The sequence below is a fragment of the Akkermansia sp. genome, assembly GCF_020860705.1.
Classification (GTDB): Bacteria; Verrucomicrobiota; Verrucomicrobiia; order Verrucomicrobiales; family Akkermansiaceae; genus Akkermansia.
In genome coordinates, this window is sequence record NZ_JAJBTT010000013.1 from 1 (window position 1) to 26,166 (window position 26,166).

Consider the following 26,166-nt stretch of genomic DNA (forward strand, 5'->3'; position numbering starts at 1 on the left):
CGGATTGTGAATCCGTTCATTTATTGTTCGTTTGAAATCCTTTATGTATTTATAAATTAATTGGTAGTCAATATTTTAAAAAAATAAGAAATATTGGCAAAAAGAACGTTTTCGAAACAGGCAGTTTTCGGTTACATTGAAAGCTGAAAAAATCGGTCTGTTTCCTCCCATTTTTTACGACTTTCATGTTCCGGTAGAGAATTCCGGATATTTTAAATTCAGTAAATTATTACCATTTTCCATATGAGACTTGCTGCTGTTTACCATGAAGAAAAGGCCTGTAAGTTGAATGTTCCTTTTGTGCTTTTTCAGAGGAATTTCCATAAGGTGAATCCGGTTTTTCCTTGCCTGGAGAGACGGATTTCCGATTTTATTGCTTTTTTCCGTATTATAAAATACAAGCAATGAGATATTTGTATAACATTTTTTATTAAAGTGGCTGGCTTATGGGTAATTTTTCTTTTGATTCAAGTAAAATAACCTATGTCGTCCGGTTAACGGCAACAGTATTTTTGGCAATACGGATATTTCCAGAAGAGGTGATTTTCCCGAATTCAAGTTGAATCTGACAGGGAGGGAATGTAATTAGCATTAATTATCAATTTATTCTATGATAATATGATTCTATACGCAAAAAAATGGAATGGGAAGATAATATGATTTTTTGAATTTTACTTTTACTTTTTTTAATGAGATAAGGATAGGAGGAATTTCGGTTGGAGTTCAACTTTTGGGTGAAGGAGAATGGACTGGGTCCTCTCTTTCAGGAGGCCAATGATCCATGTGGAAATGGCCATGATCGCCAGTTCCAGCAAAAAAGACCAGTACATAAAGAGATGGCGCCGCTAGAGAAGATGCCGTACCAGAACCACGGATAGGCATAAAAGGACATATGGAGCAGGTCCGGAGAGTGACCCTTCCGATTGCTATCCAAAAGGTAAAACAGGAATCAGATGAAGCTTTCTTGATGATTCTTAAGGGAATAGTAGTTGAATCATGCTCGTATAGGCGGATTACAAATCCGGAGTCAACGAAAAAATCTGGGGAAAAGTTTGTTAGGGTAAATAGGAACATCTGGATCACAGGGATGATGAAAATCAACAAATTTTTCCTGCCGCTCCTATCGTCCTCATGTTATCTGTCATGCGCGTTTTTTGTGGCGGCATTGGTTTTCTCCGGATTTGTAATCCGCTAATTCTTGCATGTATGAAAGTTGCCTTTACTGCGTTAGCAATTTTATTCAGCACTGTTTCCCTCTCTTCCGGTGCATCGTTGTATTATTCGGGTCCTAATGACGGCTGGTGGGAAACGGCTGGAAACTGGAGGACGGGAACTGTCTCCGGTCCTGTCTCATCCGCCGCTCCCGCCACGGGAGATACCATGTATATAGGCTACAATGGGGATATGAACGTCAAGGTGGGAAATAACTTTGGAGTGAATACCTTCTATGGAATGGACGTTCATATTGAGGCCGGAAGCTCCCTGACTGTGACGCTCAATGATGCAAAGTGGTGGGGTTCCTCCTTCACGATCGGCTCTGCAAACGGCTTGATTTTCACCAACAATGTATGGGGAGATTACAAGAATGGCGCTCCTGAAATTGGTCGGCAGCCGATAACGTTCAATCTTGGCAGTGAGGGTTCCGTGGAGTTTCAGGCCAATTTCAACAATTCGGCCAGCGCCTACTTTAATTTCAATGGAACCCTGGATATCCTGGGGGGAGGGGATTTTTCCATCCAGCGCAGGGAGTTGATGTCTTTCGGGACGAATGGCGGAGATCTAGGGTTTGATTTTTCCAAATTCAACGTGAGTTTCACCTCCGGAGAGGTCGCCTCCCTTTATGATCAGAATGCGGAGTTGACTGCTTCCTCTGATGATCTGGGCAAATATAAACTGGTTTACGACGCAGACGGCAAGAAGTTGTATGTAGAATACGTGACTGGTAACGAATCTGTCCCGGAGCCCTCCGTTTCCCTGCTGGGCATTCTGGGCATGGGCGGTTTGCTGGTCAGACGCCGCCGCTGAAACGGAAAGGCAACCTTACCTGCCAAAGCGCACCCGTGCGGTTTATTCCGCGCCGGTGCGCTTATAGTTCTAGGAGAAGCCCTTTCCATAAGGCGGCTTTAACGGGGAACGGGAGAATGCCGCTGTTGTTCCGCAACGGCGGGAATGCCCATGATTCACGGTTCTTCCCCGCGAGGGGCGGTTTCAGGGGAAAGTTGTGATTTTTTCCTGCCGGAAACCATGATCCGGGCAGCGACGGCAATGATCAGCAGTTCCAGTAAAAAGGACCAGTGGAGCATGAAGTTGAGCCACCAGGGATGATATTGCGCCGGAACCGTGGCCAGGGCGTAAAAGCGTATGGACCAGGGAGCCAGCAGGGGAATGTCCCCCACGATGCCGTCCAGCAGGATATGGAGGAACCCGCTCATGGAAAAGATGAACATCCAAGTTCCACCGCCGCGCCACCGTTTGAAGCGGCTGATGCCCCACGCGGCCAGCATCAGCCCGATCCAGACGGAAGGGTAATGTGTCCAGTAGGAATGATGGTGGTGCTGGCGCGCGTCCACGGTATAAAAATAAACCAGGTCCAGATCCGGGGCAATCGCGCCCAGCAGGGCGGCGGTCATGGCGGCTTTCCTTCCGGGAGTGCGGAAGCGGAGGGTTCTGGCCAGTAAATAGCCGGCGGGAAGATGGGCGATGAACATGGCCGTTTAATAAGGGAGGGGGTGAAAGAGGATTGGGGCCTCGCTTGGAAAAAGAGAAAAAATCCTTTCTTCTCTCCCATATGGGGACTCTTCCTGATTCCATCAATTCCCGGTGATCATCTCACCGGGAATTGATGCCGGCAGGAATGGGGCCAATCAAATTGTTAAAAGGCATTCCGGGGGCAAACAACATGTTTCTAATTTAGTCCCCGTTTTCTGCGTCCTTTTCTTTTCCCGGCATTTTCCCGGGGCCGGGAAGGGAAGAACGATGCTCCTGCTCTGTGAACGGGACCACTACCCAGTCAAATTCGAGTTCTTCCGTATTGCTTCTGACCTGATGGCGATCGGGATCCATTTCAGTAATAAATGCTTTGATTAAGTCTTTCAGCTCGGAGGATGACGTAGCAGGGAACATCTTCATGATCCAGTGGACGGAAGTAGTGCGCGCGCCATTTTCCCGGTGCACGTTCTTTGCCGTCATTTCCCCGGGCTCGGGAAGGGAAGAATCCTGTTCCGTCTCTGGGGGCGGCGCTACTATCCAGTCAAACTCGAGTTCTTCCGTGCCGTCGCCTGCTTCCATGTATTTGAATGCGGTAAGAAAATTGATTTTCTCGCCCGGAGGATCGGGAACCGGAGATTCCATGTTTCCGGAAGAAGGGGAAATTTCTCCGGCGTTGGTTGTTACGGCTGCCAGCAGCAGGGAAGCAGCGGCGGTAAAAATGGTGAAAGAGGTCATAGGGTGGGGGGAAGGGGTAAAAAACGAGGCGGTTGAACTGAATCAGCCGCCCCGTTGAAGAGAGTTACTTGCCGGATTTACCAAGCTTGTACCCGGCGTAGGTTTCCGTATTATACAGGGGCTGGTTTTCCGGGACGGCATAGCCGATGGATTTGCGGATGGCGAGGAAGTCCGCCACGCCTTCCGGTCCCACCTGGTTCAGGGGGGCCTTGTGCAGGCCGGCCATCAGCACCATGCGGCAGTAGGCGTCCGCGTTTTCCATGAACCATTCCGCTTCTTCCACATCGCGGGCTCCGGTAATCACGCCGTGGTTTTCCATGAAGACCACGGTGGATTGTTTGGCCGCTTCCGCCACGGCCCGGGCCGTTTCCAGAGAGCCTGGCGTTCCATAAGGGGCCAGCGGGATGTGGCCCAGGAAGATGTCCGCTTCCGGGTTGATGCCGGAGGGGGGCACCTGTCCGGCGAACAGGAAGGCATTGCAGTGCGGCGGATGGGCGTGGATGCAGGAGTTGACGCCCACGGATTTCATCATGGCGATGTGCGTTTTCACCTCACTGGTGGAGGGGCGGATGCCGGCTTTCTGGCGCGCGTCCATGTCTACCAGGCAGATGTCTTCCACCGTCATGAATCCCTTGGAGCACAGCGTGGGGGAGCAGAGCAGCAGGTTCTGCGCCACGCGCACGGAGATGTTGCCTCCGTTGCCGTCCACATATTCACGGTCCCACAGGCGGCGGCCTATATCGCACATGCGCTGCTTGATGACCAGGATTTCCGGGGAATGGAAGAATTCATTCACTTCCTCCCGCGTGACGGGGTTGTATTTTTCCCACGGGAACACTTTGTCCGGGAGGGGAGGGGAGATTGACCAGTCTTCTGACATATATAGTTGCGTGTTAATGGTTGAGCTTTTCGTAAGCGGCCTCCTGGGGGCCCGGCAGATAGGTCCGGTAGGTGATGCCGAAGGCGTCCCTGGCCTGTTCCGGCGTAGAGTACACCCCCGCGCCCGCAAAGGCAAACATGGATGCACCCAGTACGGTGCTTTCCGAAACTTCAGAGACTTTCACGGGAATCCGGAGGATGTCCGCGCGCATCTGGGTCCAGATGCTGTTTCTGGCGCCTCCTCCCACCAGGAGGAGAAATTCGCTTTTGAATCCGCCTACGGATTCCAGGCGGCGCAGGCGGGATTTCAGCCGCCAGGTGAGGGCTTCCATGGCGGCGCGGTAGATGTGGCCGCGCGTCCTGCCCAGCACCAGCCCGTTGATGGAGCCTTTGCGGTCTCCGGAGGCCAGGAAGTCCGGCACCATGGTGACGCCGTCGCAGCCGGGAGGGATGACCTCCGCTTCCGCATCCATGGTGTCGTAGGATTCACCCGGGAAGCAGGTGGATTTCACCCATTCAATGATGCCGGAGCCGAGCCATTGCAGGCCCGGATTGAGCAGCCCTTGTTCCGCGTCGAATTCCGCCGTAGATCCGTCCGCATAATCTTCCGGGGTCAGGTGGGCCTGTGCGGAGCGCGCCATCAGGATTTCCCAGGTGCCGGAGGATAGGACGGGCTGGTCCTTGTCCGCTCCGGAGCCGAAGATGGCGAACTGGGTGTCATGCCCGGCGGAGATGACGGGAACGCCCGCCAGGGCGGGGATGCCCATGCCTGCCGCCGCTTCCGGCGTGAGGATGCCGATGGTTTCTCCCGCGTCCACGGTGGGGGGGAAGAGGTCGCGGCGCAGGCCTAGGTGGTCCAGAATGAAGGTGGAGAAGTCTCCCGTTTCCAAATCCGTAAGCTGGGAGGTTCCGGCCATGGTCCGGTCCGTAGCCATGACGCCGGTGAGCTTGTAAGCCAGGAGGTTGGAGATGAAGAGCCACGCATGGGCCTTTTCCAGCAGCTCAGGACGGTTTTCCTTGAGCCAGACAAGCTTGTAAATGGTGTTGAAGGCAAAGGCGCCGACGCCGGAAATGCGCTCCAGTTCCTGTTGGGGGATATAGTTGCCGATGTGTTTCATGACCTCCGCCGTGCGGGGGCATTTCCAGGAGATGACGGGATAAAGCTGGTTGCCGGAGGCGTCCACCAGCGCGCCGTCCACGCCAAAGGTCGTGACGGTCACCGCCCTCACCTTTTCCACATCCAGGCCCTGGAGGGCCTGCACGGCGCATTCGGAAAGCTGTTTGAAAATCCGGTCGGCGTCCCAGACATGGAAGTCCGGATTTTCCTCACCGGGAAGCGTGGCGTTCGGCTGCGAGGCCTTCCCCACAATGACGCCTTTTTCGTCCACAACCATGGCGCGCACGTTTGTGGCGCCGCAGTCCAAGCAGAGAGAATACATGAATATAAAATATTAAATACTAAAGATTAACTACGAAAAAAGAGGGATGAAATCAGAGGTTTTGACCGGAAAGGGTTTTTGTCGTGGCGGTAAGAAGCCGCATCAGTTCCAGGCAATCCTGTTTCAAACTTTCAAATTGCTGGTCGGTCAGACTGGAAGTGGCGTGCAGAAGCCGTAGCCAATACCAAGTTTCCGAACATTCTTTTAACGAAATGTGTACTTTGGAGAAGAAGTCTTTTTTGCTGACGGCATAGGAGGCCTCAGCGAGATTGGCTCCTATGCTTGTTCCTGAACGCAGGATTTGCCGGATTAGCTCCTGCTCGCACCGCTGGGTGCGGAGGTGGCGGCAAAGGGAGACGATACGAATGGAAAAGGCAAAACTTTTTTCATGAGCGGCGCTTTCGTTCATGTTTTAGTCTTTAATCATTCGTATTTGGTCTTTTATATTAATCCAGCTTCATCAGGGGGAAGGATCCTTCCCCCTGATGACAGCGTCAGGATTAATATTTGCCGTACAGCGGTCCGTAATTCGCGCAGGCGCGGAAGTCGGCGCTTTCCGGTTCTGCGGTGCCGTGGAGACCCCAGGCGGAGGGACGGTAGATCTGGTCGTCCGGGATGTTGTGGGCGTATACGGGGATGCGCAGCATGGAGGCCAGCGTCAGGATGTCCGCACCGATGTGGCCATAGGTGAAGGCTCCGTGGTTGGCTCCCATGTTGGCCATGACGCTGTAGACGTCCGTGAACGCTCCCTTGCCCGTCAGGCGCGGGGCGAACCAGGTGGTGGGCCAGCCCGGATCAGTACGTTCGTCCAGCGTCTTGTGCACCTTGGCGGGCAGGTCCACGGACCAGCCTTCCGCCACGATGAGGACGGGGCCGAGTCCCTTGACGATGTTCAGGCGCATCATCGTGACGGGGGCGCCGCCCTTGGTGACGTAGTGGACGGAGTAGCCGCCGCCGCGGAAGTATTCCCGGTTGGCCGGGCACCAGACGGCCTGTTCCATCATGGTCTTAGCGTCTTCCGGGGTGACGTCCCAGTGCTTTTTCATGACGGGTTTGCCGTCCTTGTCCGTGCAGGCCATGCAGCCGTCCAGGGCGGCGGAGCCGGAGTTGATGAGATGGATGATGCCGTCCTTGGCGTGGCCTTCCAGCTTGTAGCCGGTGACGCGCTTTACGGCTTCCGGGCTCCAGTAGGTGCGCACGTCCGCAAAGACGTTCGCCTGGCCGGTGAGCAGGTAGCCGAAGAGGAGGCAAGCCCCGTTCAGGGAGTCGTTTTCCGTGGCGAAGGGCATCGGCGCACGGGGACCGTTCCAGTCAAAGGTGGAGTTGAGGAGCGTTTCCGCAATGTCGCCGTTGGGGTAGAAGTCCGTCCAGTGGCGCTGGCCCTGGAAGCCGCCGGCAATAGCCTGGTAGCCCATGGATTCTTCTTCACGGTCGATTTTCTTGAGCTTGGGGTTGCCCTGCATCATGTCCCGGAAGATCATGGCCATCAGCACGCTTTCCTTGAAGGTCCTGCGGCGTCCGGCTTCATCCAGCTTCAGGTCCGGGCGGTTCTTGTCTTCCGCAAACTTGAAGACGGAGTCGGCCCATTGCATGGCGAGGTCGAATTCTTCCTGGTCGTAAATCTTCTGGTCCATGCGGCGGCGCACTTCCGTCATGTCCACGGCCTGCACGCGGATGCCCAGGTAGTTTTCCCAGAAGGACTGGTCCACGATGGAGCCGGCGATGCCCATGGAGCAGCCGCCGATGGAGAGGTAGCCCTTGCCGCGGAGGGTGGCTACGGCGAGGCCGGCGCGGCAGAAGCGCAGGATTTTTTCAGCCACGTCTTCCGGGATGGATGTATCCGTGGCGTCCTGCACGTCTTTTCCGTAAATGGAGAAGGCAGGGAAGCCCTTCTGGTTCAGACCGGCCAGGGCGGCGGCCAGGTACACGGCACCGGGGCGTTCCGTTCCGTTGAATCCCCAGATGGCCTTGGGCGTGAAGGGATCCATGTCAAAGGTTTCGCTGCCGTAGCACCAGCAGGGCGTAACAGCCAGGGAGACCCCCACGTTGTTCGCCTTGAACTTGTCCGCACAGGCGGCGGCTTCCGCCGGACCGCCGATGCACGTATCTGCGATCACGCACTTGACGGGCTCTCCGGAGGCGTGGCGGATGTTGGCTTCAATGAGGGCCGCGGCCGCCTTGGCCATGTTCATGGTTTGATCTTCCAGGGATTCCCGGACGCCGAGGCGGCGGCCGTCAATCGTGGGGCGGATACCGATGGTTGGTAATGCTGTTTTCATATCTTGCGTATGGGTGAGGTGAAGGAGGTTCATGCCTGGGCAGGCGCTTCCTCTTCCTTTTTCAGATGGGTGTTGCGGAAGAAGAAGCCGTAGATTAGTACCACGGCAAAGCAGATGATGGGAATAAAGAAGGATGACCGTACCGCTTTTTCCACAAAGTTTTCCTGGGCCGTCTGGAATTGTTTCATGTCCAGGGGGTGGGAAATCAAGTTGTTCAGGACTTCCTCCTGGTTGCCGGAAAGCGTGGTGAGCGCCGGAATCAGGGAGAATTGCTGGATCTGCTGTTCCCTGCCGGAGGGAGCGGGCAGACGGCCCAGATTGGCCTTGAAGGCTGCCAGTTCTTCAGGTTTGAGGCCGGAACAGCCGGGCAGCGATTTGGCCGCGTGGTCAAAGGCTTCTCCGTTCAGGGAAGGGAGGGAGAGGAAGGTATCCAGGTTTTTCTGGAACTTGGCGGCCATCTTGGCCTGTTCTTCTCCTTCGGAGGGATTGGCTTCCGACATCTTGTACAGGGCCAGCATGGTTCCGGACAGGGATTTGCGGGAGTCCGCCGCTTCCGCCTGCGCGATCAGGGGGCGGTCGATGGATTCAAAGTAGGCCACCTGGTTTTTCACCGTGGTGTTGTCAATGCAGGAGCCCATGTACGGGGTGATGACCGCGCCGCCAAGGATGGCCATGATGAGACCGGCGGCCCCCAGCTTCACTTCGGAACCAAGGCCGCGCAGGGCAATGCCGTAAATGGTGGGGAACATCAGGGACATGCAGCCGGAAATGCCCACCAGCGTCCAGACGGAGATTTCCTTGGGCAGGTAAATGGTGCCCATGCAGCAGAGGATGCCGGCAATGGCGAAGAGGGACATCATGTTGGCCGGGTTGAATTTTTTCATCAGCGCCGTGGTGATGGCGCGGCAGGCGATGAAAAGGATGATGGAGAAGATGTAGTAATTGGAGGCGGCCGCTTCCTGCATGCCGGGGAAGACGGACATGATGTACTTGATGGTCCACGTCCAGACGGCGATCTGCACGCCCACGTAGAAGAACTGGGCCACCACGCCGCAGAAATAGCGGGGAAGCCTGACCAGTTTCATGAGCTGGCAGCGGTAGTCCGGCATGATGATCAGGAAGGCGATGGGGCCGACCATCATGATAAGGATCTGCTGCACCATGCTGAATTCAAAGGTGGAGTAGTACTGGAACAGGAAGGGGATCAGGATGAAGGCGATGCACAGGCCCAGACGGCCGAGCTTGGAAGAAAGGGGCTGCGTGTTTTCCGGGGTGGGAACGTTTTCGTCATCAGACTTGTAACGGCAGAAGAAGAACCAGATGACGGCGGCAATGGCGACAAGGCCCACATAGGGAACGCACACCCAGAAAAGCTCGTTGCTGACGATGGCATTCAGTTGTTCCGGGTCCATGGCCTTGCGGGTGTCCATGTCCGCATCGTTCAGGTGGGCGAGGATGAAGTACTTGGCCAGGAAGATGCCTGTCAGGGAGCCGATGGGGTTGAAGGCCTGGGCGAAGTTCAGGCGCCGGACGCTGGTCTCCTGGGAACCCATGGAGAGCACGAAGGGGTTGCAGGTGGTTTCCAGAATGGAAAGGCCGCCGGCAAGGACGAAGATGGCTACCAGATAGATGTCAAAACTTTGGCCGATAGCGGCGGGAATGTAGCACAGGGCGCCGATCATGTAGAACCCCAGGCCGATCAGCACGCCCGCCTTGTAAGAGAATTCCTCCAACAAAATGGACGCAAAAATGGCAAGCACCGCGTACGCACCGTAAAAGGAGATTTGCACCCCTGCGGATTCGGATGCATTAATCATGAATATTTTGCTGAACGCAGGGACCAGGTTGTCCGTCATATTATTCAGCAGGCCCCACAGCGCAAAGCAGGAGACCAGCATGAAAAACGGCAGCCGGTACTGCTTGGGTACGATCGGCACGGTAGAGGTACGATTGGTGTCCATATGCTTTTTCTAATCTCTCACACGAATAACGATGCGTCAATCTGGAAACAGGGGAGAAGCCGGGAATCTGATTTTTCTTCCATACAAATGAGCGCCTGCTGGAAAATATCCATATACAGCTGACCGTGAAAAAATAATAACGTCTTGAAATGTTCCATGGTTGCGTGTGGAAGATACGCTTCCCTGTCAAACGAGGAATTCAAGGACGGGTCCTTTCCTATATCACCATTACGGGCATAGGGCAGATGCAGGATGCCAGAGGAACAGGGACCGCGATTTTCGGGAAAGTGGGTGCTGTTCCTGAAGAAGTGTTCCAGGCATTGAAAACAGGGAGAGGAAGAGGAGAAGGGAGGAGTAGCAATGGACCTGGAGAAACAGGCTTCATTCTAGATTTATGTATTTGCTTAGAAAAATATACCTATTTTTTTAATCTCCTGTTGATTATTTTTAATTTTTTTATATCGTGATAGTTGAAATATTGGAGTTTTTATATATTTAAACAACTAAACAGAATAATGTTATGGAAAGGTTAAGCGGTGCCAAGAACAAGGTGAAGGAAGAGCAAAAAGAAGTTCAGCAACAATTGGATCTCCTTATTTCTCTTAATCCGTAAGTAGTAATGATTCACCATGAAGACTGAACTATCAATCAATGAGTTGAAAAAGGGGGACGTCCTCCTTTTCTCCGTGTTGCAGGGGGACACCATTTCTTCCCTGATCGGGCTGCTGACAAATTCGGATGTAAGCCATGCCGCCCTTTATGCCGATGAGGAAAAACAGACCATCCTCGAAGCCACCGGAGAACATCCCGTCCTGGAAAATCCGGCCCGGGAAAGGTTTTCCGGGCGCACCATCCATGTCTATAGAAACAGGGTTCTCCCCTCGCTGGACCCGGTAGTTGAAACGGGCAGGAAATACCTGCAGCAAAAACTCCCGTATGGCGGCATTTATTTGCTGGGGCTTCTTCTGGTCACTTCCAAGTATTGCCGGTTCCGCTGGGACCGGGAGACGGCCGGGGCCGCAATATGCCTGCTGGCGTCTACCTACCAGGCATTGCGCTCTTTGCTGGAAGGCAGCCATCCGACGGCATTTTGTTCTCAATTTGTAGCGAAGTGTTATGAAGAGGCTGGAGAGTCCTACCACTTGCACTACAAACAGCCGGTCATCCCGCTGGACGCTTGCGCCGGAGACGGGGAACGGTCTCTTTTGTCAGAAGCCCTTGAAGAAATGGACGCCGGGGAATTGGACGCCGCCGGCGCCGACCCGGACGGGTATGAAGAGAATTTCATGATTCAGGAAATATCTGAAAACGTCTTCGATCCGGAAAAGCACGGAACCATCCTGCTGCAATCCGCCAGGGAGGCCATGACAGCCCAGCCGGAAAACGGCAGTTGTGTATGTTCTTCCCTCAAGGAAAAAATAGAGCTTATCATATGGACGGGAAGAGTTGCCTATGTCTGGTACTGCCTTCTTACCCATAAGAAAAACTGGAAAAGCCTGTGGAGCCGGGAAGCCCAGAAAGAAGCCCTTCTCTGGCTCAATGAACATCGTTCCTCCTTTATTGCTCCATCTGATTTCAAGAATACCGAGGAATTGTCCTGTGAAGGCTGCATTGACGGCAACTGATCGTTAAAAACACCACCCTGTTTGTCCGGATCTCCAAACGAACAGGGTGGTGTCTTCCTCCAGGTATTGAAGCTGCTGTGCTGCCCGGCTCTGCGGAAATTTGTCCGGATGCATGCAGGGGAAGGCTGGGCTTCTGCTTGACTCCCGTTGGCGGGATGTTTAAGCATGGACGCATGATAAAGTATGCTCCCGTTTTTGGCCTTTTCCTGATTGGTGGGCTGGTTTCCCACGCCGTGGAAAGTCTTGTGGCCTTTCCTCCGGCTTCCTCCGGTACGCCGGAGGCGCCCCTTCCTTCCGGGGAATTGCTTTCCGACCATGTGGCGGAAGCCGAGTTTACGGGCATCATTCACAGGAAGTGCATGTTCAGGACGTCCCTGTGCCCGGACAAATGCGACCATCCCAAGGACTTCGCCACCTTCCGGATCATCAAGTACCTGGATTACCGGAAGCCTGGCAAATATGGCGATGAAAAGCAGGAAAAACTGATGGTTGACGTGAACGCGGGCCACAAGCCCATCCTTCAGGACGCCTCCATCCTGAAGCAGATTGCCGCGCTCAAGCCGGGCGACAAGGTTGTTCTGCACTGGTCCCATTATTACATGCACAAGGATTCCAGCTCCTTTCCGGAGCGGCCCGTAATTTCCATACAGCCTCTTTCTCCTTCCGGCGGAGCGGAGAAAGAGTGACTTCTGGTCTTTTTGCAGAAAAGCGGGCCGGGCTGGACTTGAAAATACGGGGTGTGCTAGGAACCACGCTGGTAATGGCGCGATGGACGGATAAGAATGATGCGTCCATCCCGTAGTTACCGTTACACACCATATATACCATGCATTTACCTTTGAACAACTTGACAGTGCTCTCCCTGCTGTGCGCCCTGGGAATGTCCATGACCGGCGCCCTGGGTACGGAAAGCTTTGAGCAGGCCAAGCACGGAAAATTCACCACACTTTCAACCAAGTACGGCCCCTTGTCCTGCCAGGACGGCGTGGCGGAAATCGGGGGTGGGGGAAAGTCCGGAAATTCTTCCTTGCGGATGCTGGGCGGCCAGGATACCGAATTGAAGCTGGATCTGAAGGATACGCCTTCCAGGGATGTCCTGCTGTCCGCCTGGGCGGAGCGCTGGACGGGGCAGGCGCCTTTTGAATTCTCCATCATTGCCGTAGGACCGAAGGGGGAAAAGAAGATTTATGACGGCAAGGGAATCAGGACGGGCGGGTTCAATACCAAGATAGAAACCCATATTCCCGCCGGAACCCGTTCCCTGATTTTCAAGCTGACGGCGCCGGAAAACAAGGGAATGAAGCTGGATGACCTGTTCATCGTCCCCTGCATTCCCATGAAGGTGAAGCCGCAGGTGGAGATGGCTTCTTCCACCTATCCGGTGATGGTGCGCATTCCCGGCAATCCGGTTCTTTCCGTGAACGTCCAGACGGAAGGCTGCCTCAACCCGCAGTTCCTGACGGCCGTCAATCTGGATTTCTCCGGCACGACGAAGCTTTCCGACATTGAATCCGTAACGGTTCTCCGCGGCGGGGAGAAGCCCCACATCGTCGATGGGCCGATTGTTTTCCCGAAAGATCCGGCCCAGGTGCTGGGAACGGTGAAATTATCCGGCAGTTCCAAGCCCCAGATTTCCGTCAAGGGCAAGCTGGAACTGGAGCCGGGGGACAATTACCTGTGGGCGTGCGTAACGATGAAGGACGGCGCTTCCATTGACGGCAGGGTGGTGGTGCGCCCGGCCAGCGTGATGGCCGGCAACAAGCTCCTGAAAGTGGCGAATGCCTCTCCCGTAAAGCAGCGCATAGGCGTGGCCGTGGTGAAGCCCGGAGACTTCAATTCCAAATTCTACCGCATCCCCGGACTGGCCCGCACGAAAAAGGGCACCCTCCTGGCGGTTTACGACATCCGTTACGACCATGCAGGGGACCTTCCGGCCAATATTGACGTAGGCGTGAGCCGTTCCTCTGACGGCGGCCGTACGTGGTCCGACGTCAAGATAGCCATTGACGATTCCAAGATTGCTCCCTCCCTGGGGGCGACCAAGGGCGTGGGCGATCCGGCCATTCTGGTGGATGAAAAGACCGGGAGAATCTGGGTGGCCGCCATCTGGAGCCACAGGCATTCCATCTGGGGCAGCAAATCCGGAGACAATTCCCCGGAAGTCTGCGGTCAGCTGGTACTGGCCTACAGCGATGACGACGGCCGCACCTGGTCCAAGCCCATCAACATCACGGAACAGACCAAAGACAAGGATTGGCGCATCCTGTTCAACGGTCCCGGAGGCGGCATCTCCATGAAGGACGGTACGCTCGTTTTCGCCGCCCAGTACTGGGACGGCCAGGGAGTTCCGTGGTCCACCATCGTTTATTCCAAGGACCAGGGCAAAACCTGGCATTGCGGCACGGGCGTCAGCGAGCAGACGACGGAAGCCCAGGTGATTGAACTGAAAGACGGTTCCATCATGATCAACGCCCGCTGCAACTGGGGCGGTTCCCGCGTGGTGGGCGTTACGAAGGATATGGGGAAAACGTGGGAAAAACATCCCACCAACCGCACGCCCCAGCTGAAGGAGTCCGTCTGCCAGGGAAGCATTTATGCGGTGGACTCCGTTCCGGGAGCCGGAAGGGTAGTCCTGTTCTCCAACCCGAACACCACTTCCGGCCGTTCCCACATGACGCTGAAGGCTTCCACGGATGACGCCGCTTCCTGGCCGGAAGACAAGTGGCTGCTTTATGACGTGCGCAACGGCTGGGGATACTCCTGCCTGGCCCCGGTGGATAAAAACCACATCGGCGTGCTGTATGAGACGAAGGGCTCCCTGAATTTCCTGAAGATCCCGTACAAGGACGTTCTTAACGCGGGAAGTGCGCGCTGACGCGGGCTTCCGCAAATGAATGACAGGCCACCTCTCTTCCGGGGGAGGTGGCCCGTTTTTATTTTAGGAAAAGGCAATTTTTTTCAAAAGGCGCGCCAGTGTCCCGCTTAAAATTTTCCGGGAAAAACTGGAGTCAACAGGGGAGGAGGAGGGATTGGATAAAAAATTTTCAGGGGAGGGAAATGCTGCTCACGCGGATTTCTAATCCGGAAGTCAATACATTTTTCAAAGCGAAAGATAACCAATGGATAAAAACGAGCGGAGAAGGCGGCTATCCCCGGGGCTGGCGGCTGGGCTATCATCTATATCTTTGATTTTGTTTAATTATTGTGGTTTAACGGATTAGAAATCCGTAAAACCGCAGAACATTCAAACACGTTATTATGAAGAGAACATTATTCATCATCATTTGCGCCTGTCTTTGTCCCATGGCCTCCCAGGCGTCCTCCGTATTGATCAACATCGCCTGCGATGCTACTGCCAGCCAAATGGGAGGTTCCACCAGCGGTTCCCAGTCCCAGAGCATGACGAACGGAACGTTTACCGTGCAGACGTTGGATTCCGGCTCATCATGGAATGAAATAAAGGCTGGGAACAGTGGCGCCACCAGTTCTTCTGGCAGCTCCATCTCCCTGGTTGATTCCTCCAACCAGAGTTCCGGATTGAGCATTTCCAGCATCAACTTGCCGGGCGGCAAAGGGGACAAAGCTGTTTTGAGCTCTTTCCCGCAGGGAGATTCAGGCCTGGGCGACAAGTACGCTACCTACGGCAACGCGTGGAAAGGCGGCGCAAGCGTGACCTCGGGCAGCACGAGTTCTACCCAGTTGTTCACCCTGTCCGGGTTTCAGGCCAGTACCACTTACACCATCACCCTGTTGTGCGGGCGGGCGAACACCTATCCCGCTACTGGTAGCAATACGTGCGGATTCACTTTGAGCGGAATCGAAGATCTTGTCAGCAGCGTCGCTGCTGCTACTGCGGGAGGTGCTCCTACCCCAACGACTAATGGTAGCACTGTCTCCGGAATTGGAGTGGATGCAAATCAAATGACGGAAGTCACCTGGACGTTTACGACGGGAGAAAATGTGGAAGAACTCAATGTGTCTCTAGCAGGAGTGGGGGACTATAACGTCAACATGATTGAAATCAATAGTCTGAATGTTCCGGAGCCGGGCACCGCCTCTCTTTCCCTGCTGGGGCTGGGCGCGCTTGTGCTGCGTCGGAAGCGTTCTGCCGTCCATTAACCAGCGAAGGGCTTTTTCCCTGTTCCGTGAACATGAATTGGGGTCATCATCTTGGGGCGGTCTTCTTCTCTTTTTGCGTGGCCGCGGCCGCCGCGGAAAACGGAAGCGGCGCCGGAGCTCTGCGGATTGATTTCGGACGCTACACCGGGCGCACGGAAGAGGCTGGATGGCATAATATCGCGCTGAATACCACCACGGGGGGGGCAGGCCCCGCCTCCCCCGTGGAACTTTATCTGAATGAGGCGTACGCCACCGAGAGCAAGCGGTCCTCCGTGGAATTTACGGGTTCCTCCCTGGGTGAAGGTGAAAAAAATCCCGTACTGGTTATTTCCAGAACCAGCGGGACCAAGTGCGGCACCCCCGGTCTGGAGGACAGCGTTTACCAGGAGCATGGAGCGGACATTCCCCAGGAAAACCTGGCGGGGACGGCCGTCAACGGCTGGCCGGCGCAAGCCGCGCGGGACAGCGTTTATATCACCAATGGAACGGTTACCCTTACCTTTTCCAACCTGAAGGCGGGAACGTACACGCTGGAATTGTTTGCAGGCAGGTCTGCGACCAATGGCGCCGGGGACGTCGCCTTTTCCATCCAGTCTCCGGAACCGTTCAGCGCCAGTGGAAACTGCCTGGTAAGCGCTGCGGAAAATGAAAGGGGACTTTACCTGAAAAGGGTTTTTTCCCTCCCGGCAGGGCAAGACCTTGTCGTGGCCGTAAGAGGCAGTGGCGCCCCGGGAGCCTTGAACGGACTGACGCTTTCCGAGGGGGGCGTGGAAGAGCCCCCCTCCTCTTCCATAGCCATTGCGGGCAATGAAGCGTCTCCCGTTCTGCTGGAAACGGGCCGGGCGTCCGGTACCGGAATGCATGGAACCAACGCTGAATATTCTCTGGAAGTCAAGCTTCCCTCCTATGAAAAAGTAACATGGTTTGCCGCGGAGCAGGGCCGTTTTCCGGCGGACGCCAACCGGGAGCTGCCCTGGAATGCCGCTTCTTTAGCGGACGTGCTGGACGTGAGGAATCCGGCGGCCGGCGGCACTGCCTCCAACCGCGGCATGCTGGCCCTGTTCAAGCTGGCGAACGGCAAATACCTGGCCGTCGTCCCCCTCTGCGGAAACGCTTCCCTGTCGTGGCTGGAGATTTCCGGCCATTCGTTGTACGCCAAAAGCGGCACCTGGGGAGATTCCGCCTCCAGGGTTCCGGATGATCAGGAACCGATGTTATGTTATGCCGTTTCCAATGATATTTACACCGCCACAAAACAGGCGTGGGAAGCGGCCATGGCCCATCCCCGCCTTCAGGGAAAATCCCTGTGGCGCTATGAGAAAGACGCCTCCTATCCGGAACCGTTCAAGTACCTGGGATGGTGCAGCTGGGAACAGTACAAGGGAAATATCAATTCCGGTCTTCTGGCGGACGCCGCCCGGACCATTAATGCAGGGCCTCTTCCGGTACGCTGGATGCTGGTGGACGACGGTTTTCAAACCCAGCAGGGCTACCGTCTGAAATCATTCTCCCCGGACGCTTCCAAATTTCCCCGTGGCTGGTCCCCCCTGATAGCCCAGAGGAACCTGCAAAAAGACAGGATCTCGTGGCTGGGGCTGTGGCATTCCTTTTGCGGGGAAAAGCAGGGTATTCATGCGGACAATACGCTGGGCATGAATGGCAAGCTCCTTTCCGTCAACGGCGTTTATTATCCGGGAGGGAGCGAGGAAGGGGCTGATGCGTTTTATGAAGCATTCATGAAATCCGTGAGTGACGCCGGATTCAATTTCGTCAAGATCGACTATCAAACAAGCTACCTGGGGCTTACCAAAGGGACGGGAAACGCCGCGGAAAGAATGGGCTGGTGCCTGCGTGCGCTGGACAAGGCCGTAACGAGCAACAGTTCCCTGCTTGGCATGATTAACTGCATGGCCCACGGAACGCTCAACGTATTCAATACGGGGCGCAGCGCCGTGACGCGGTGCAGCATTGACTATTCCTATTCCTCGGTTAATCCGAAGTTGAATGAGGCCCGCAGCCATTTGTTCCAGTCTTACACTAACAGCCTGTGGCTGGGGCAGACGGCGTGGCCGGACCACGACATGTTCCACTCTTCCGACGCGAATTGCGGCAGCGTCATGGCTCTGTCCAAGGCTCTTTCCGGGGCGCCGGTTTACTTGTCGGACGCTCCGGATTCTTTTGACTCCGCCAACATTCTTCCTTTGGTCCAGAGGGACGGAAGGCTGCTGAGGCCCCTGGCTCCTGCCGTTCCCCTTCCGGACTCCTGCTTCATCCATCCCCTGACCAGCGTTTCCCTGTACGGGGTCATTGCTCCGTTGAACAACCATTGCGCCGCTGTGGTTTATTACAACCTGAATACGGATTCCACCACCAGGACCGGCGTGCTGCGCCCGGATGATTACCCCCATGCCGCGGCCATGCTGCAGGGAACGGCCGCCGGAACAAACTGGGAGGTGCCTGCGGAGGGGCTTGTGGCTTACGATTGGAGAAACAAGCGGGGAGTGAAGCTGACGGCGCAGGGGGTGACGTTGAGCCTTCCGAGCGTGGAGGGCGGAGCCATGAAAGATATATTCTACCTGCTGGCCCCTGTAAAAAATGGCTGGGCTGTTTTGGGGAATCCGGAAAAATTTTTATCGCCCGCCTGCGTGAAGGAAGGCATTTCCTCTTCCGCCACGGAAATGGAGTTCACCCTGGAGGATGCCGAACAAGTGCTGATTTACCAGGAGGAGGGCACTCCGGTGATCGAAGGCGCCGTCTCCATCTCCCCCGTACCGGGAAGTGAGGGGTTCTTCCTGGTGACGTTTCCTGAAAGCTCTGGCGGCAGCCGCGTGGTGCGGGTTCGGAGGGCGGGGGTGCCTGAACCTGCAGGATACGAAAAATGGAAAAAGAAGTATTTTGAGGGAACGGATGCGAATTCCGCCCCGGACGGAAACCCGGCGGGGGACGGCATCGTCAACCTGATGAAATACGCTACCGGACGGGACCCCATGAAACCGTGCGGGAGCGTGACAACGCTGACGGTGAAGGAACGGGATGGAAAAAAGTATATGGCGCTGGCGTGGCCGGTTAACCCTGATGCTGAGGATGTGGCGTTTGCCGTGGAAAGCTCCGGAAACCTGAAAGACTGGGTGGAGGAATCCGGTGCAACGGTGTCCGGTTCCCGGGGAGAATATGTGGATTACGTGGCGATTGATGGCACAGGGCCGGAAAGGCGGTTCCTGAGGCTGAAGGTGACGCGGTTGTAAAAAAGCGGGTGGCCTTTTCGCCGCTCTCCGGGATTTTTTCACCGGGAAAGGCCTTGAACCAGGCTGAACCGGTGCGTGTATGGCTTGTCAGCGGGGACAAAAGCTGCCCGGTCGCCATGGAGGCCTGGAAAATCCATGCCTGCGGACCCTGGCAAACTCAGGACAGGAAGGAGGCCAGGGCCTCCTTCAGCATGTTCCTGGCGCGGAACAGGAGGCTCTTGGTGGCGGGAACCGTCATGTCCAGCGTTTTGGCTATTTCCTCATAGGGCATGTTCTCAAAGCGGCGCAACTGGACGGCCAGGCGGGCCTTTTCCGGCAGGGCGGCGATCGCCTCATCCACGGCACGCTGGAGTTCAGCGTGTTCCAGGGCTTCATCCGGAGCCTGGGAGGACTCCAGAAAGACGGTCATGCCGCCTTCCTCCTCCATGGCGTCCGCGGAAGTGGTAGGCTTGCGCTTCTGGCGGCGCACCTCATTGAACACCAGGTTGCGCAGAATGGTGAACATCCAGGTGGTGAAACGGGCGGAGGGTTCGTAATTCCCGGCGCCTTTCCAGATGCGGATAAACACCTGCTGGGCGATGTCCTCCACTTCCGGGCCGTTGTTCAGCATGCGGGCTACCGTGGCGTATACGGAATTCTGGTGCCTGCGGATCAGCGTTTCCATGGCGGAAGCGTCGCCATTCCGGACTCTCAGCATCAGCTGGGCGTCTTCGTCAAGTGCCGCGGATGGCCTGTCTTGTGCTTCGTCCATGAAATTCCCTTCTATAAACCCCGCGCTCCGGGAATGGTTTCATCCAGTCGCGCGGATGCTGCGGAAAAGATTTTTACCCTATTCTTCCGGGGCTGACGAGATGAAAGAGGGTCTTGTTTTAGACGCGGCGGAGAGCGTTGAAGGCCTCTGCGGCAATTGAATCATCAGACGGATTGTAGTCCGCTTGCGTTCCATGCCCTCTTCAGTTTCTGGGCGGCGGCGTTCCCTTGCGTGGCCCCGCGGCGGAAAACGCTTGGATGGCGGGGAAGGCCGTGTTACCCTGTGTTCAAGTTCGGCAGGGGTGCCAGACAATAAAGGCTGAGATTGCGCGGCGGCATGCCGTTTGCGCGGAACCCTTCAAACCTGATGCGGATAATTCCGCCGCAGGGAGTTCGATCAAACGGGCCTGCCCGTTTTTCGCGGCGTTTGTTTTTCCGCTGCCGGTACTTGAACACAGCATCCATGCTATGAACGATACCGCCAAATTGTCCTATCCCGGGTCCCGCCGCATTTATGTTCCGGGCCATCTGCATCCGGACGTGCAGGTTCCCATGAGGGAAATCCTCCTGAGCGACACCCTGCTGCCTGACGGCTCCGCCCACCCCAATGACCCCGTGCGCGTGTACGATTGTTCCGGCCCGTGGGGAGACGAGGCTTATGAAGGAACCGCAGAGCAGGGGCTTCCAGCCCTGCGCGCTTCCTGGATCAGGGCCCGCGGCGATGTGGAAGAGGTGGAAACGGAACAGGGACGCGGCCTTCAGGCTGCGGGTGGAACGCCCGTGACGCAGCGGCAATATGCGCGCCGGGGAGTCATTACCCCGGAAATGGAATTTGTAGCCATCCGGGAGAACCTGGGGAGGGAACAGGCGTTTAAGACTGTATATGACCGTTATCCCCATGAAAAAAGCCGCCCGGACGAGGCGCAGGCCGTGCTGGATGAGCTGACGGTGATGCCGCGGCCGTCCGAGCTGGAAGCGGAAGAAGGATTCGGGCCGTCCCGCATGGTCGCACGTGACCGGCTGGACCACCAGCACGCGCCGGAACGCAGGCGCGGCTGCCGGATGCCCGCTTACTTTACGTCTGAATTCGTCAGGGATGAAATCGCCTCCGGGCGCGCCCTGATCCCCGCCAACATCAACCACCCGGAATGCGAGCCCATGGCCATCGGCCGCAATTTCCTGGTGAAGATCAACGCCAACATCGGCAACTCCGCCCTGGGGTCCAGCATCGAAGAGGAAGTGGAAAAACTCCGCTGGGCCATCCACTGGGGGGCGGATACCGTCATGGACCTTTCCACCGGAAAGAACATCCATGCCACGAGGGAATGGATTCTGAGGAATTCTCCCGTTCCCATCGGGACCGTACCCATCTACCAGGCGCTGGAAAAGGTGGGAGGCAAGGTAGCTGACCTGAGCTGGGAAATCTTCCGTGACACCCTTGTGGAACAGGCCCGGCAGGGCGTGGACTATGTTACCATCCATGCCGCCCTGCTGCTGCGGTTTGTGAACCATACCGCGCGGCGGATGACGGGCATCGTCTCCCGCGGCGGCTCCATCATGGCGCAGTGGAGCATGCTTCATGAACAGGAAAACTTCCTTTATACTCACTGGGATGAAATCTGCTCCATTCTGGCGGCTTACGACATCGCCGTCTCCATCGGGGACGGATTGCGTCCCGGTTCCGTGGCGGACGCCAATGACTTTGCCCAGCTGGCGGAACTGGAAGTCCAGGGGGATCTGACCATGCGCGCGTGGAAAGCGGGCGTCCAGGTCATGAATGAAGGGCCAGGGCACGTGCCCATGCACCTCATTGCGGAAAACATGAGCAAGCAGCTGGAATGGTGCATGGAAGCCCCTTTCTACACGCTGGGGCCGCTGGTGACGGACATCGCTCCCGGTTACGACCATATTACCGGAGCCATCGGCGGAGCGATCATTGGCCAGCGCGGCTGCGCCATGCTCTGCTACGTCACCCGTAAGGAGCACCTGGGCCTGCCGGACAGGGAAGACGTGCGGGAAGGCGTGGTCACCTACAAGCTGGCGGCCCACGCCGCAGATTTGGCCAAGGGACACCCGTCCGCCCAGTGGAGAGACAATGCGCTGGCCCAGGCCAGGTTTGAATTCCGCTGGGAGGACCAGTTCAACCTTTCCCTGGACCCGCAGAAGGCCCGCTCCTACCACGACCTGACGCTGCCCCATGCCAACGCCAAAAAGGCCCATTTCTGCTCCATGTGCGGACCGGACTTCTGCGCCATGCGCCTCAGCCAGGACATCCGCCGCCGTTCCCAGCAGTAGTCCTCTATGTGCCTGCACGGCGGTGTGTTTCACCGTCGTGCGTCTGCGGAGGCGTGTTGAAAAAGAAAATGACACAGGCGCCCATGGCTGGTATGATGCCCGCAAGATGAAGATTCCATTTTTTCCCGCCTTGGCGGTTTTTCCCCTGGCGGCGGTAATGGTTTCCGCGGCCGCCCCCGTCTGGGAGACGAATCTGGAACAGGCCTTGAAGAAGGCCGCCGGAAGCGGGCGTGCCGTGCTGGTTGATTTCACTGGCTCCGACTGGTGCCCGGGATGCATTTATTTGCGCAAGAATATTTTTGATACGGAGGCTTTTGCCAATTATGCGGGAGGGAAGAACTTCATGCTGGTGGAGCTGGACTTTCCCAGAACGGCGGGGAAAATGCCCCCGGAGCAGCTCAAGCTCCATGAAGAGCTGATGCGCCGCTATGGAATCTCCGTGTTTCCCTCCGTCCTGCTGATGGAGGCTGACGGCGCCCCTTATGCCAAAATAGTGGGAGCCTGCAAGACGGCGGAAGAGTATTTACAGAAACTGGAAGACGCCGGGAAGACGAGGCTGAAGCTGAAAGAGGCCGTGGCCGCTGCCCGGACGCTGGAGGGAAAGGAAAAACTGGAAAAGCTGGTGCAGGCCATCAGACTGCTGCCCAAGGATTTGCAGCCTCTCCAGAAAGAATTGATTGCGGAAATTGCCGCGCTGGACCCGGAGGACAAATACGGTTTTGCCGGAGAGGCTGAAAAGGCCGTGGTCATGGCGGCACAGAGGCTGATGATGGAAGAATTTTACAAAAAGCATGCAGGCGCCTTTTCCGCGAACAAGATCCCTGCGGGCCGGGAGGAGGCTCTGCAAATGCTGGACAGGAAGGACATTCTGCCTGCCATCCGTTTGGAAATAGCCAAATATATCAGCGATGGGTACGCCATGGAGCGCAATTATCCCAAGGCCCTGGAATATTTGAAAATGGCCCGCGACGCCGATCCGGAATCTCAGGAGGCCAGGAAACTGGAGCCGTGGATTGGTAATATGCAGAAGCATATGAATGACTGGAAGTAAACACCCTTTGATGAAAGTTTTTCTCCCTTCAGGGGAAGAAAGGAGAAGTTTTTCTATTTTATTTTAAACAAAAAAATGAAGCTGTTGCGCTATGATGGATGAAGGAACCGAACATGCAGAGATGAATACGTCCGCCTATACCAGGGAAGAGGAATTCCGGGAAGAAGACAATCATTTGCTGAGCTGGGATGAATGGCTGCGGCAGCACGTGGCCCAGCTGCTGCTTTTTGCCCGCCAGCAGTCCCGCTCGCCGGAAGATGCGGAAGACATCCTTCAGGATGCCCTGATCCGCCTGGCGCGCAAGGAGGCTGCCGGGGAATTTGTAGGAGGTCAGGAGGCGTGGCTTTCCTATGTCTTTGCCTCCATACGGCGGCTGGCGGTGGATTATGGCCGCAAATCCGACCGGAGGCAGAAAAGGGAGGATGAAGCCTGTGCCGCCGAACAGGATGAGGATGTTTATGCGGACCCCTGGTTTTCCAGTGCGGCGGCGGATGAGGAGCTGAAACAGTTCATGGAAATGCAGCTCAAGAAGCTGCCTTCCAAATTCTCCGAGGTTATTGTCCTGAAAATCTGGGGAGAACAAACCTTTCAGCAAATTGCGGAAACGCTGGAAATCTCACAAAACACGGTAGCAAGCCGATACCGCTATGGGATAGATCTGCTCCGCAAGGCGCTGAGAAACAAAAAAGAACAACTCTAATTCCAATCCACTCTTATGAAACATGAAACAACAACATCCGCCACAGGGGAGGAAGGTGGCGGTACGGCCGCTATGCAGCCCCTTCCCGTATCCGATGAATTGATTTCCCGCCTGGCCGGAAGGTGCGAGGAAATCTTTCCCCTGAATGACCGCGTCCGGCATGATGAAATTTCCGAGGAGGAAATTCATGAAATGGAATCTCTTTTGAAACGTTTGCAGCCCGCTCCCGCCAGAGTCCTGTTCAGGGAGCAATGCTGTTCCCTGATGTGCGCTGAATCCGAGCGTGAAATGGAAATCCGGCTGAAAAGGCTTTCCGCCTCTTCCATGCTGGAATTCTCCGTCTGCAAAATGGCGCAGGCCATGGATTGCGCCGCGGAAGTGAAGGAGGAAAAAGCGGCGAAAATGCCTCTGTGGCGGCGGCTGGCTTATATTTCCGGCATTTCCGTGGCTGCGGCGGTGGGTGCCGTCCTGATTGTTCAGAATACGCTGGTAGCGCCCGGCGGCACGGTAGCCGGCGGGAATGGAGCGGGAGCGGAGTCTGAAAAGACGGAAGCGCCTGTACTTCCCCCCGGAGAAAAGCGGGACCTGTTGCGGCCCCCCACTCTTTTTGAATTGCAGGGAGGCGATGAACGCGTGCCTGTGATCGCCCCTTCCATCATCCGTAGGATTCTTCCTGAAAAGGAATATTGAGTCCAATCTTCCTGAATGTTTTCGGGGCATGGGGGAGAGGGAGCTGTCCTCTGCGGCATGTCGCGGGGCTGTGCTGAGTTCCGTAATGGAAAGGAAGCCGCTCTGACCTGTCTGGAAAACTTTTTTCCAAAAAACCGGAAAGTTGTGTTTTACCAAGGGGAATCCGGCCTTCCGCATGCATGGGAATGCTATTGAAAAGGCATTGCCGCTAAGAAGATTTCTAGCCTTTTTTATTCCCCTGTTGTTTTTCCAGGCAGTCTTTCCGTGTTCCGGGAGGAGTCTGGAGCCGGAGAACCGTACAGCGGCCGTCAAAAAAATATGCAAATTTTGAACATTGCACGAACGGCCGTTGTATATTATCTCACATGGATATGAAAACCTGTATCTTTCTGACATTGGGGGTTCTGATAAGTTCGGGCTCCGGATATTCCATTGACCGGCCCGCAGGAAGTACGGATACCCTTCAGCCTCCTCCTCTCACGCCATATACGCCGCAAACCAAGCCGCTCCCCTCCTCCAAGCCGGCCAGGCTGGGCATTGTGCCCGGTACGGTGCCCCAGGCGGTAGTGGCGCAACTGGAACTAAGCGGATTTCCCGGAGTGCTGGTGACCAAAGTGGTGCAGGACAGCCCCGCCGCCAAGGCCGGATTGCAGGAAAATGACGTTGTTGTCAAGCTGGGGGACATGTCCCTTTCCGGTCCTCAGTCTGTCACGGAAGCCCTGTCCGAAAAAGTGCCGGGCGACAAAATAACGGCGGTGTTCTACCGCAAGGGCAAGCGGGAAACGGCGGACATCACGCTGGATGGCGGAACGCTCTCAGCCGATGAAATACTGGCTGCCCAGGGAGATCCCCGGACGCAGCCGCGCTTGGTCCCTCCCACGCGCCGCCAGGCGGCGGTTCCTCCCTCCGGAATGGCCGTTCGGCCGGCCCTGCCTCAGCGCATTCTGGACATGCAGCAGATGATGGATGATTTTTTGAGAAACTCCGCAATGGAAGATTCCCGGATGGATGACATCATCAGCCGGATGGACCTGACTCCGGGAGCTCTCCAGATGCTGCGGAGCCTGCAGGGGCTCCAGCAAATGCCCATGCCTCCCATGGGCAAGGTTTCCGGCGGAGGCCAGAGCTCATCTTCCGTCCATATGTCGGACGCCAATGGAACCATTGTGGTTTCTTCCAACTCCCAGACAGGCACGACCGTTCATGTGACGGACGCCGCAGGGAAAGTCCTCTACTCCGGCCCCTACAATACGCAGGAGGAAAAGGACGCCGTACCGGAAGCTGTCCGGGAACGCCTGAAAAACATAGAAACCAACTTCTGCTTTTAACCCCTTCCTGAAATAGTGGAGAAATCCATGATCATTATGTTAAGGACGGCTGCCCCATGTGGGGCAGCCTTTTTATGATGGCGACATATGAAAGAGTGGACAGTTTTTTCTCCTTTGACCTTTGGAAAAAAGCGGATTGCCTGCGGGTGGATGATGTATGTTTTTAACTAGTCAGGATTTATGATGTAAGCGGAGGAGTCGGGAAAACGGGATGTTTTTTAATCCGCTGATTCCTGGGCCGGTTGTTATGCAACAACGGGATGAATGCTCTTGACTGTATTTGGGGGAGCTGTGGTGCGCTGCCTCTATCTGGGTAGCGGAGCCGTTCTTGAGCGTTTCCCGGCAAACGAACCGCCATGAA

At 55.9% G+C, this 26,166-nt stretch carries 19 protein-coding genes, 1 pseudogene and 1 riboswitch; of the genes and pseudogenes, 12 read left to right on the plus strand and 8 right to left on the minus strand.

The window, feature by feature from the left end; all coding sequences use genetic code 11:
• Positions 1-1,380: 1,380 nt before the first annotated feature.
• On the plus strand, positions 1,381-2,025 hold the full coding sequence (locus tag LIO64_RS02415; protein WP_290547857.1) for a PEP-CTERM sorting domain-containing protein: 645 nt from the start codon (positions 1,381-1,383) through the stop codon (positions 2,023-2,025).
• A gap of 155 nt (positions 2,026-2,180) precedes the next feature.
• Here LIO64_RS02415 and LIO64_RS02420 read toward each other — a convergent pair whose 3' ends face one another.
• The 7 genes and pseudogenes from LIO64_RS02420 to LIO64_RS02450 form a co-directional block, all read right to left on the minus strand.
• Positions 2,181-2,708, minus strand: a complete 528-nt coding sequence (locus LIO64_RS02420) for a metal-dependent hydrolase (RefSeq protein ID WP_290547858.1) — start codon at positions 2,706-2,708, stop codon at positions 2,181-2,183.
• Positions 2,709-2,910: 202 nt separating this feature from the next.
• Entirely contained in the window at positions 2,911-3,444 is a 534-nt protein-coding gene (locus tag LIO64_RS02425; RefSeq protein WP_290547859.1) for a hypothetical protein, read from the minus strand.
• Between the two features lie 64 nt (positions 3,445-3,508).
• Positions 3,509-4,324: a class II aldolase/adducin family protein gene (locus LIO64_RS02430; RefSeq protein ID WP_290547860.1), complete on the minus strand. Its 816-nt coding sequence runs from the start codon at positions 4,322-4,324 to the stop codon at positions 3,509-3,511.
• Positions 4,325-4,337: 13 nt separating this feature from the next.
• Entirely contained in the window at positions 4,338-5,762 is a 1,425-nt protein-coding gene (gene fucK, locus LIO64_RS02435; RefSeq protein ID WP_290547861.1) for an L-fuculokinase, read from the minus strand.
• Positions 5,763-5,814: 52 nt separating this feature from the next.
• Entirely contained in the window at positions 5,815-6,171 is a 357-nt protein-coding gene (locus tag LIO64_RS02440; protein ID WP_290547862.1) for a four helix bundle protein, read from the minus strand.
• Positions 6,172-6,262: 91 nt separating this feature from the next.
• Entirely contained in the window at positions 6,263-8,041 is a 1,779-nt protein-coding gene (locus tag LIO64_RS02445) for an L-fucose isomerase (RefSeq protein ID WP_290547863.1), read from the minus strand.
• Between the two features lie 620 nt (positions 8,042-8,661).
• A pseudogene (locus LIO64_RS02450) lies at positions 8,662-10,002 on the minus strand (sugar MFS transporter); the annotation flags it as partial.
• 164 nt (positions 10,003-10,166) lie between these two features.
• On the opposite strand from LIO64_RS02450, the gene LIO64_RS02455 reads away from it, so the two are divergent.
• The 6 genes from LIO64_RS02455 (at position 10,167) to LIO64_RS02480 (ending at position 18,991) form a co-directional block, all read left to right on the plus strand.
• Complete coding sequence (locus LIO64_RS02455) at positions 10,167-10,469, plus strand: hypothetical protein (RefSeq protein WP_290547865.1); 303 nt, start codon at positions 10,167-10,169, stop codon at positions 10,467-10,469.
• A gap of 162 nt (positions 10,470-10,631) precedes the next feature.
• Positions 10,632-11,627, plus strand: a complete 996-nt coding sequence (locus tag LIO64_RS02460; protein WP_290547866.1) for a hypothetical protein — start codon at positions 10,632-10,634, stop codon at positions 11,625-11,627.
• Positions 11,628-11,800: 173 nt separating this feature from the next.
• Positions 11,801-12,313: a hypothetical protein gene (locus LIO64_RS02465; protein ID WP_290547867.1), complete on the plus strand. Its 513-nt coding sequence runs from the start codon at positions 11,801-11,803 to the stop codon at positions 12,311-12,313.
• A 140-nt stretch (positions 12,314-12,453) separates the two neighbouring features.
• A complete protein-coding gene (locus tag LIO64_RS02470) occupies positions 12,454-14,502 on the plus strand; it encodes a sialidase family protein (protein WP_290547868.1) in 2,049 nt (682 codons plus the stop codon).
• Positions 14,503-14,885: 383 nt separating this feature from the next.
• Complete coding sequence (locus LIO64_RS02475; protein ID WP_290547869.1) at positions 14,886-15,746, plus strand: PEP-CTERM sorting domain-containing protein; 861 nt, start codon at positions 14,886-14,888, stop codon at positions 15,744-15,746.
• 32 nt (positions 15,747-15,778) lie between these two features.
• Positions 15,779-18,991: a Sip1-related alpha-galactosidase gene (locus LIO64_RS02480; protein ID WP_290547870.1), complete on the plus strand. Its 3,213-nt coding sequence runs from the start codon at positions 15,779-15,781 to the stop codon at positions 18,989-18,991.
• Positions 18,992-19,148: 157 nt separating this feature from the next.
• On the opposite strand, the gene LIO64_RS02485 is transcribed toward LIO64_RS02480, so the two are convergent.
• Positions 19,149-19,742 (minus strand): sigma-70 family RNA polymerase sigma factor, encoded by a 594-nt coding sequence (locus LIO64_RS02485; protein WP_290547871.1) that lies wholly within the window; start codon positions 19,740-19,742, stop codon positions 19,149-19,151.
• A gap of 287 nt (positions 19,743-20,029) precedes the next feature.
• Positions 20,030-20,150, plus strand: a riboswitch (TPP riboswitch).
• A 59-nt stretch (positions 20,151-20,209) separates the two neighbouring features.
• Here LIO64_RS02485 and thiC point away from each other — a divergent pair.
• The 5 genes from thiC to LIO64_RS02510 all read left to right on the plus strand — a co-directional run bounded on the left by thiC (position 20,210) and on the right by LIO64_RS02510 (position 25,805).
• A complete protein-coding gene (gene thiC, locus LIO64_RS02490) occupies positions 20,210-22,036 on the plus strand; it encodes a phosphomethylpyrimidine synthase ThiC (protein WP_290547872.1) in 1,827 nt (608 codons plus the stop codon).
• A 106-nt stretch (positions 22,037-22,142) separates the two neighbouring features.
• Positions 22,143-23,087: a thioredoxin family protein gene (locus tag LIO64_RS02495; protein ID WP_290547873.1), complete on the plus strand. Its 945-nt coding sequence runs from the start codon at positions 22,143-22,145 to the stop codon at positions 23,085-23,087.
• A 121-nt stretch (positions 23,088-23,208) separates the two neighbouring features.
• A complete protein-coding gene (locus tag LIO64_RS02500) occupies positions 23,209-23,787 on the plus strand; it encodes an RNA polymerase sigma factor (RefSeq protein ID WP_290547874.1) in 579 nt (192 codons plus the stop codon).
• Between the two features lie 15 nt (positions 23,788-23,802).
• Entirely contained in the window at positions 23,803-24,477 is a 675-nt protein-coding gene (locus LIO64_RS02505; protein WP_290547875.1) for a hypothetical protein, read from the plus strand.
• A gap of 371 nt (positions 24,478-24,848) precedes the next feature.
• Positions 24,849-25,805, plus strand: coding sequence for a PDZ domain-containing protein (locus LIO64_RS02510; RefSeq protein ID WP_290547876.1), 957 nt, complete (start codon positions 24,849-24,851; stop codon positions 25,803-25,805).
• Positions 25,806-26,166: the final 361 nt, after the last annotated feature.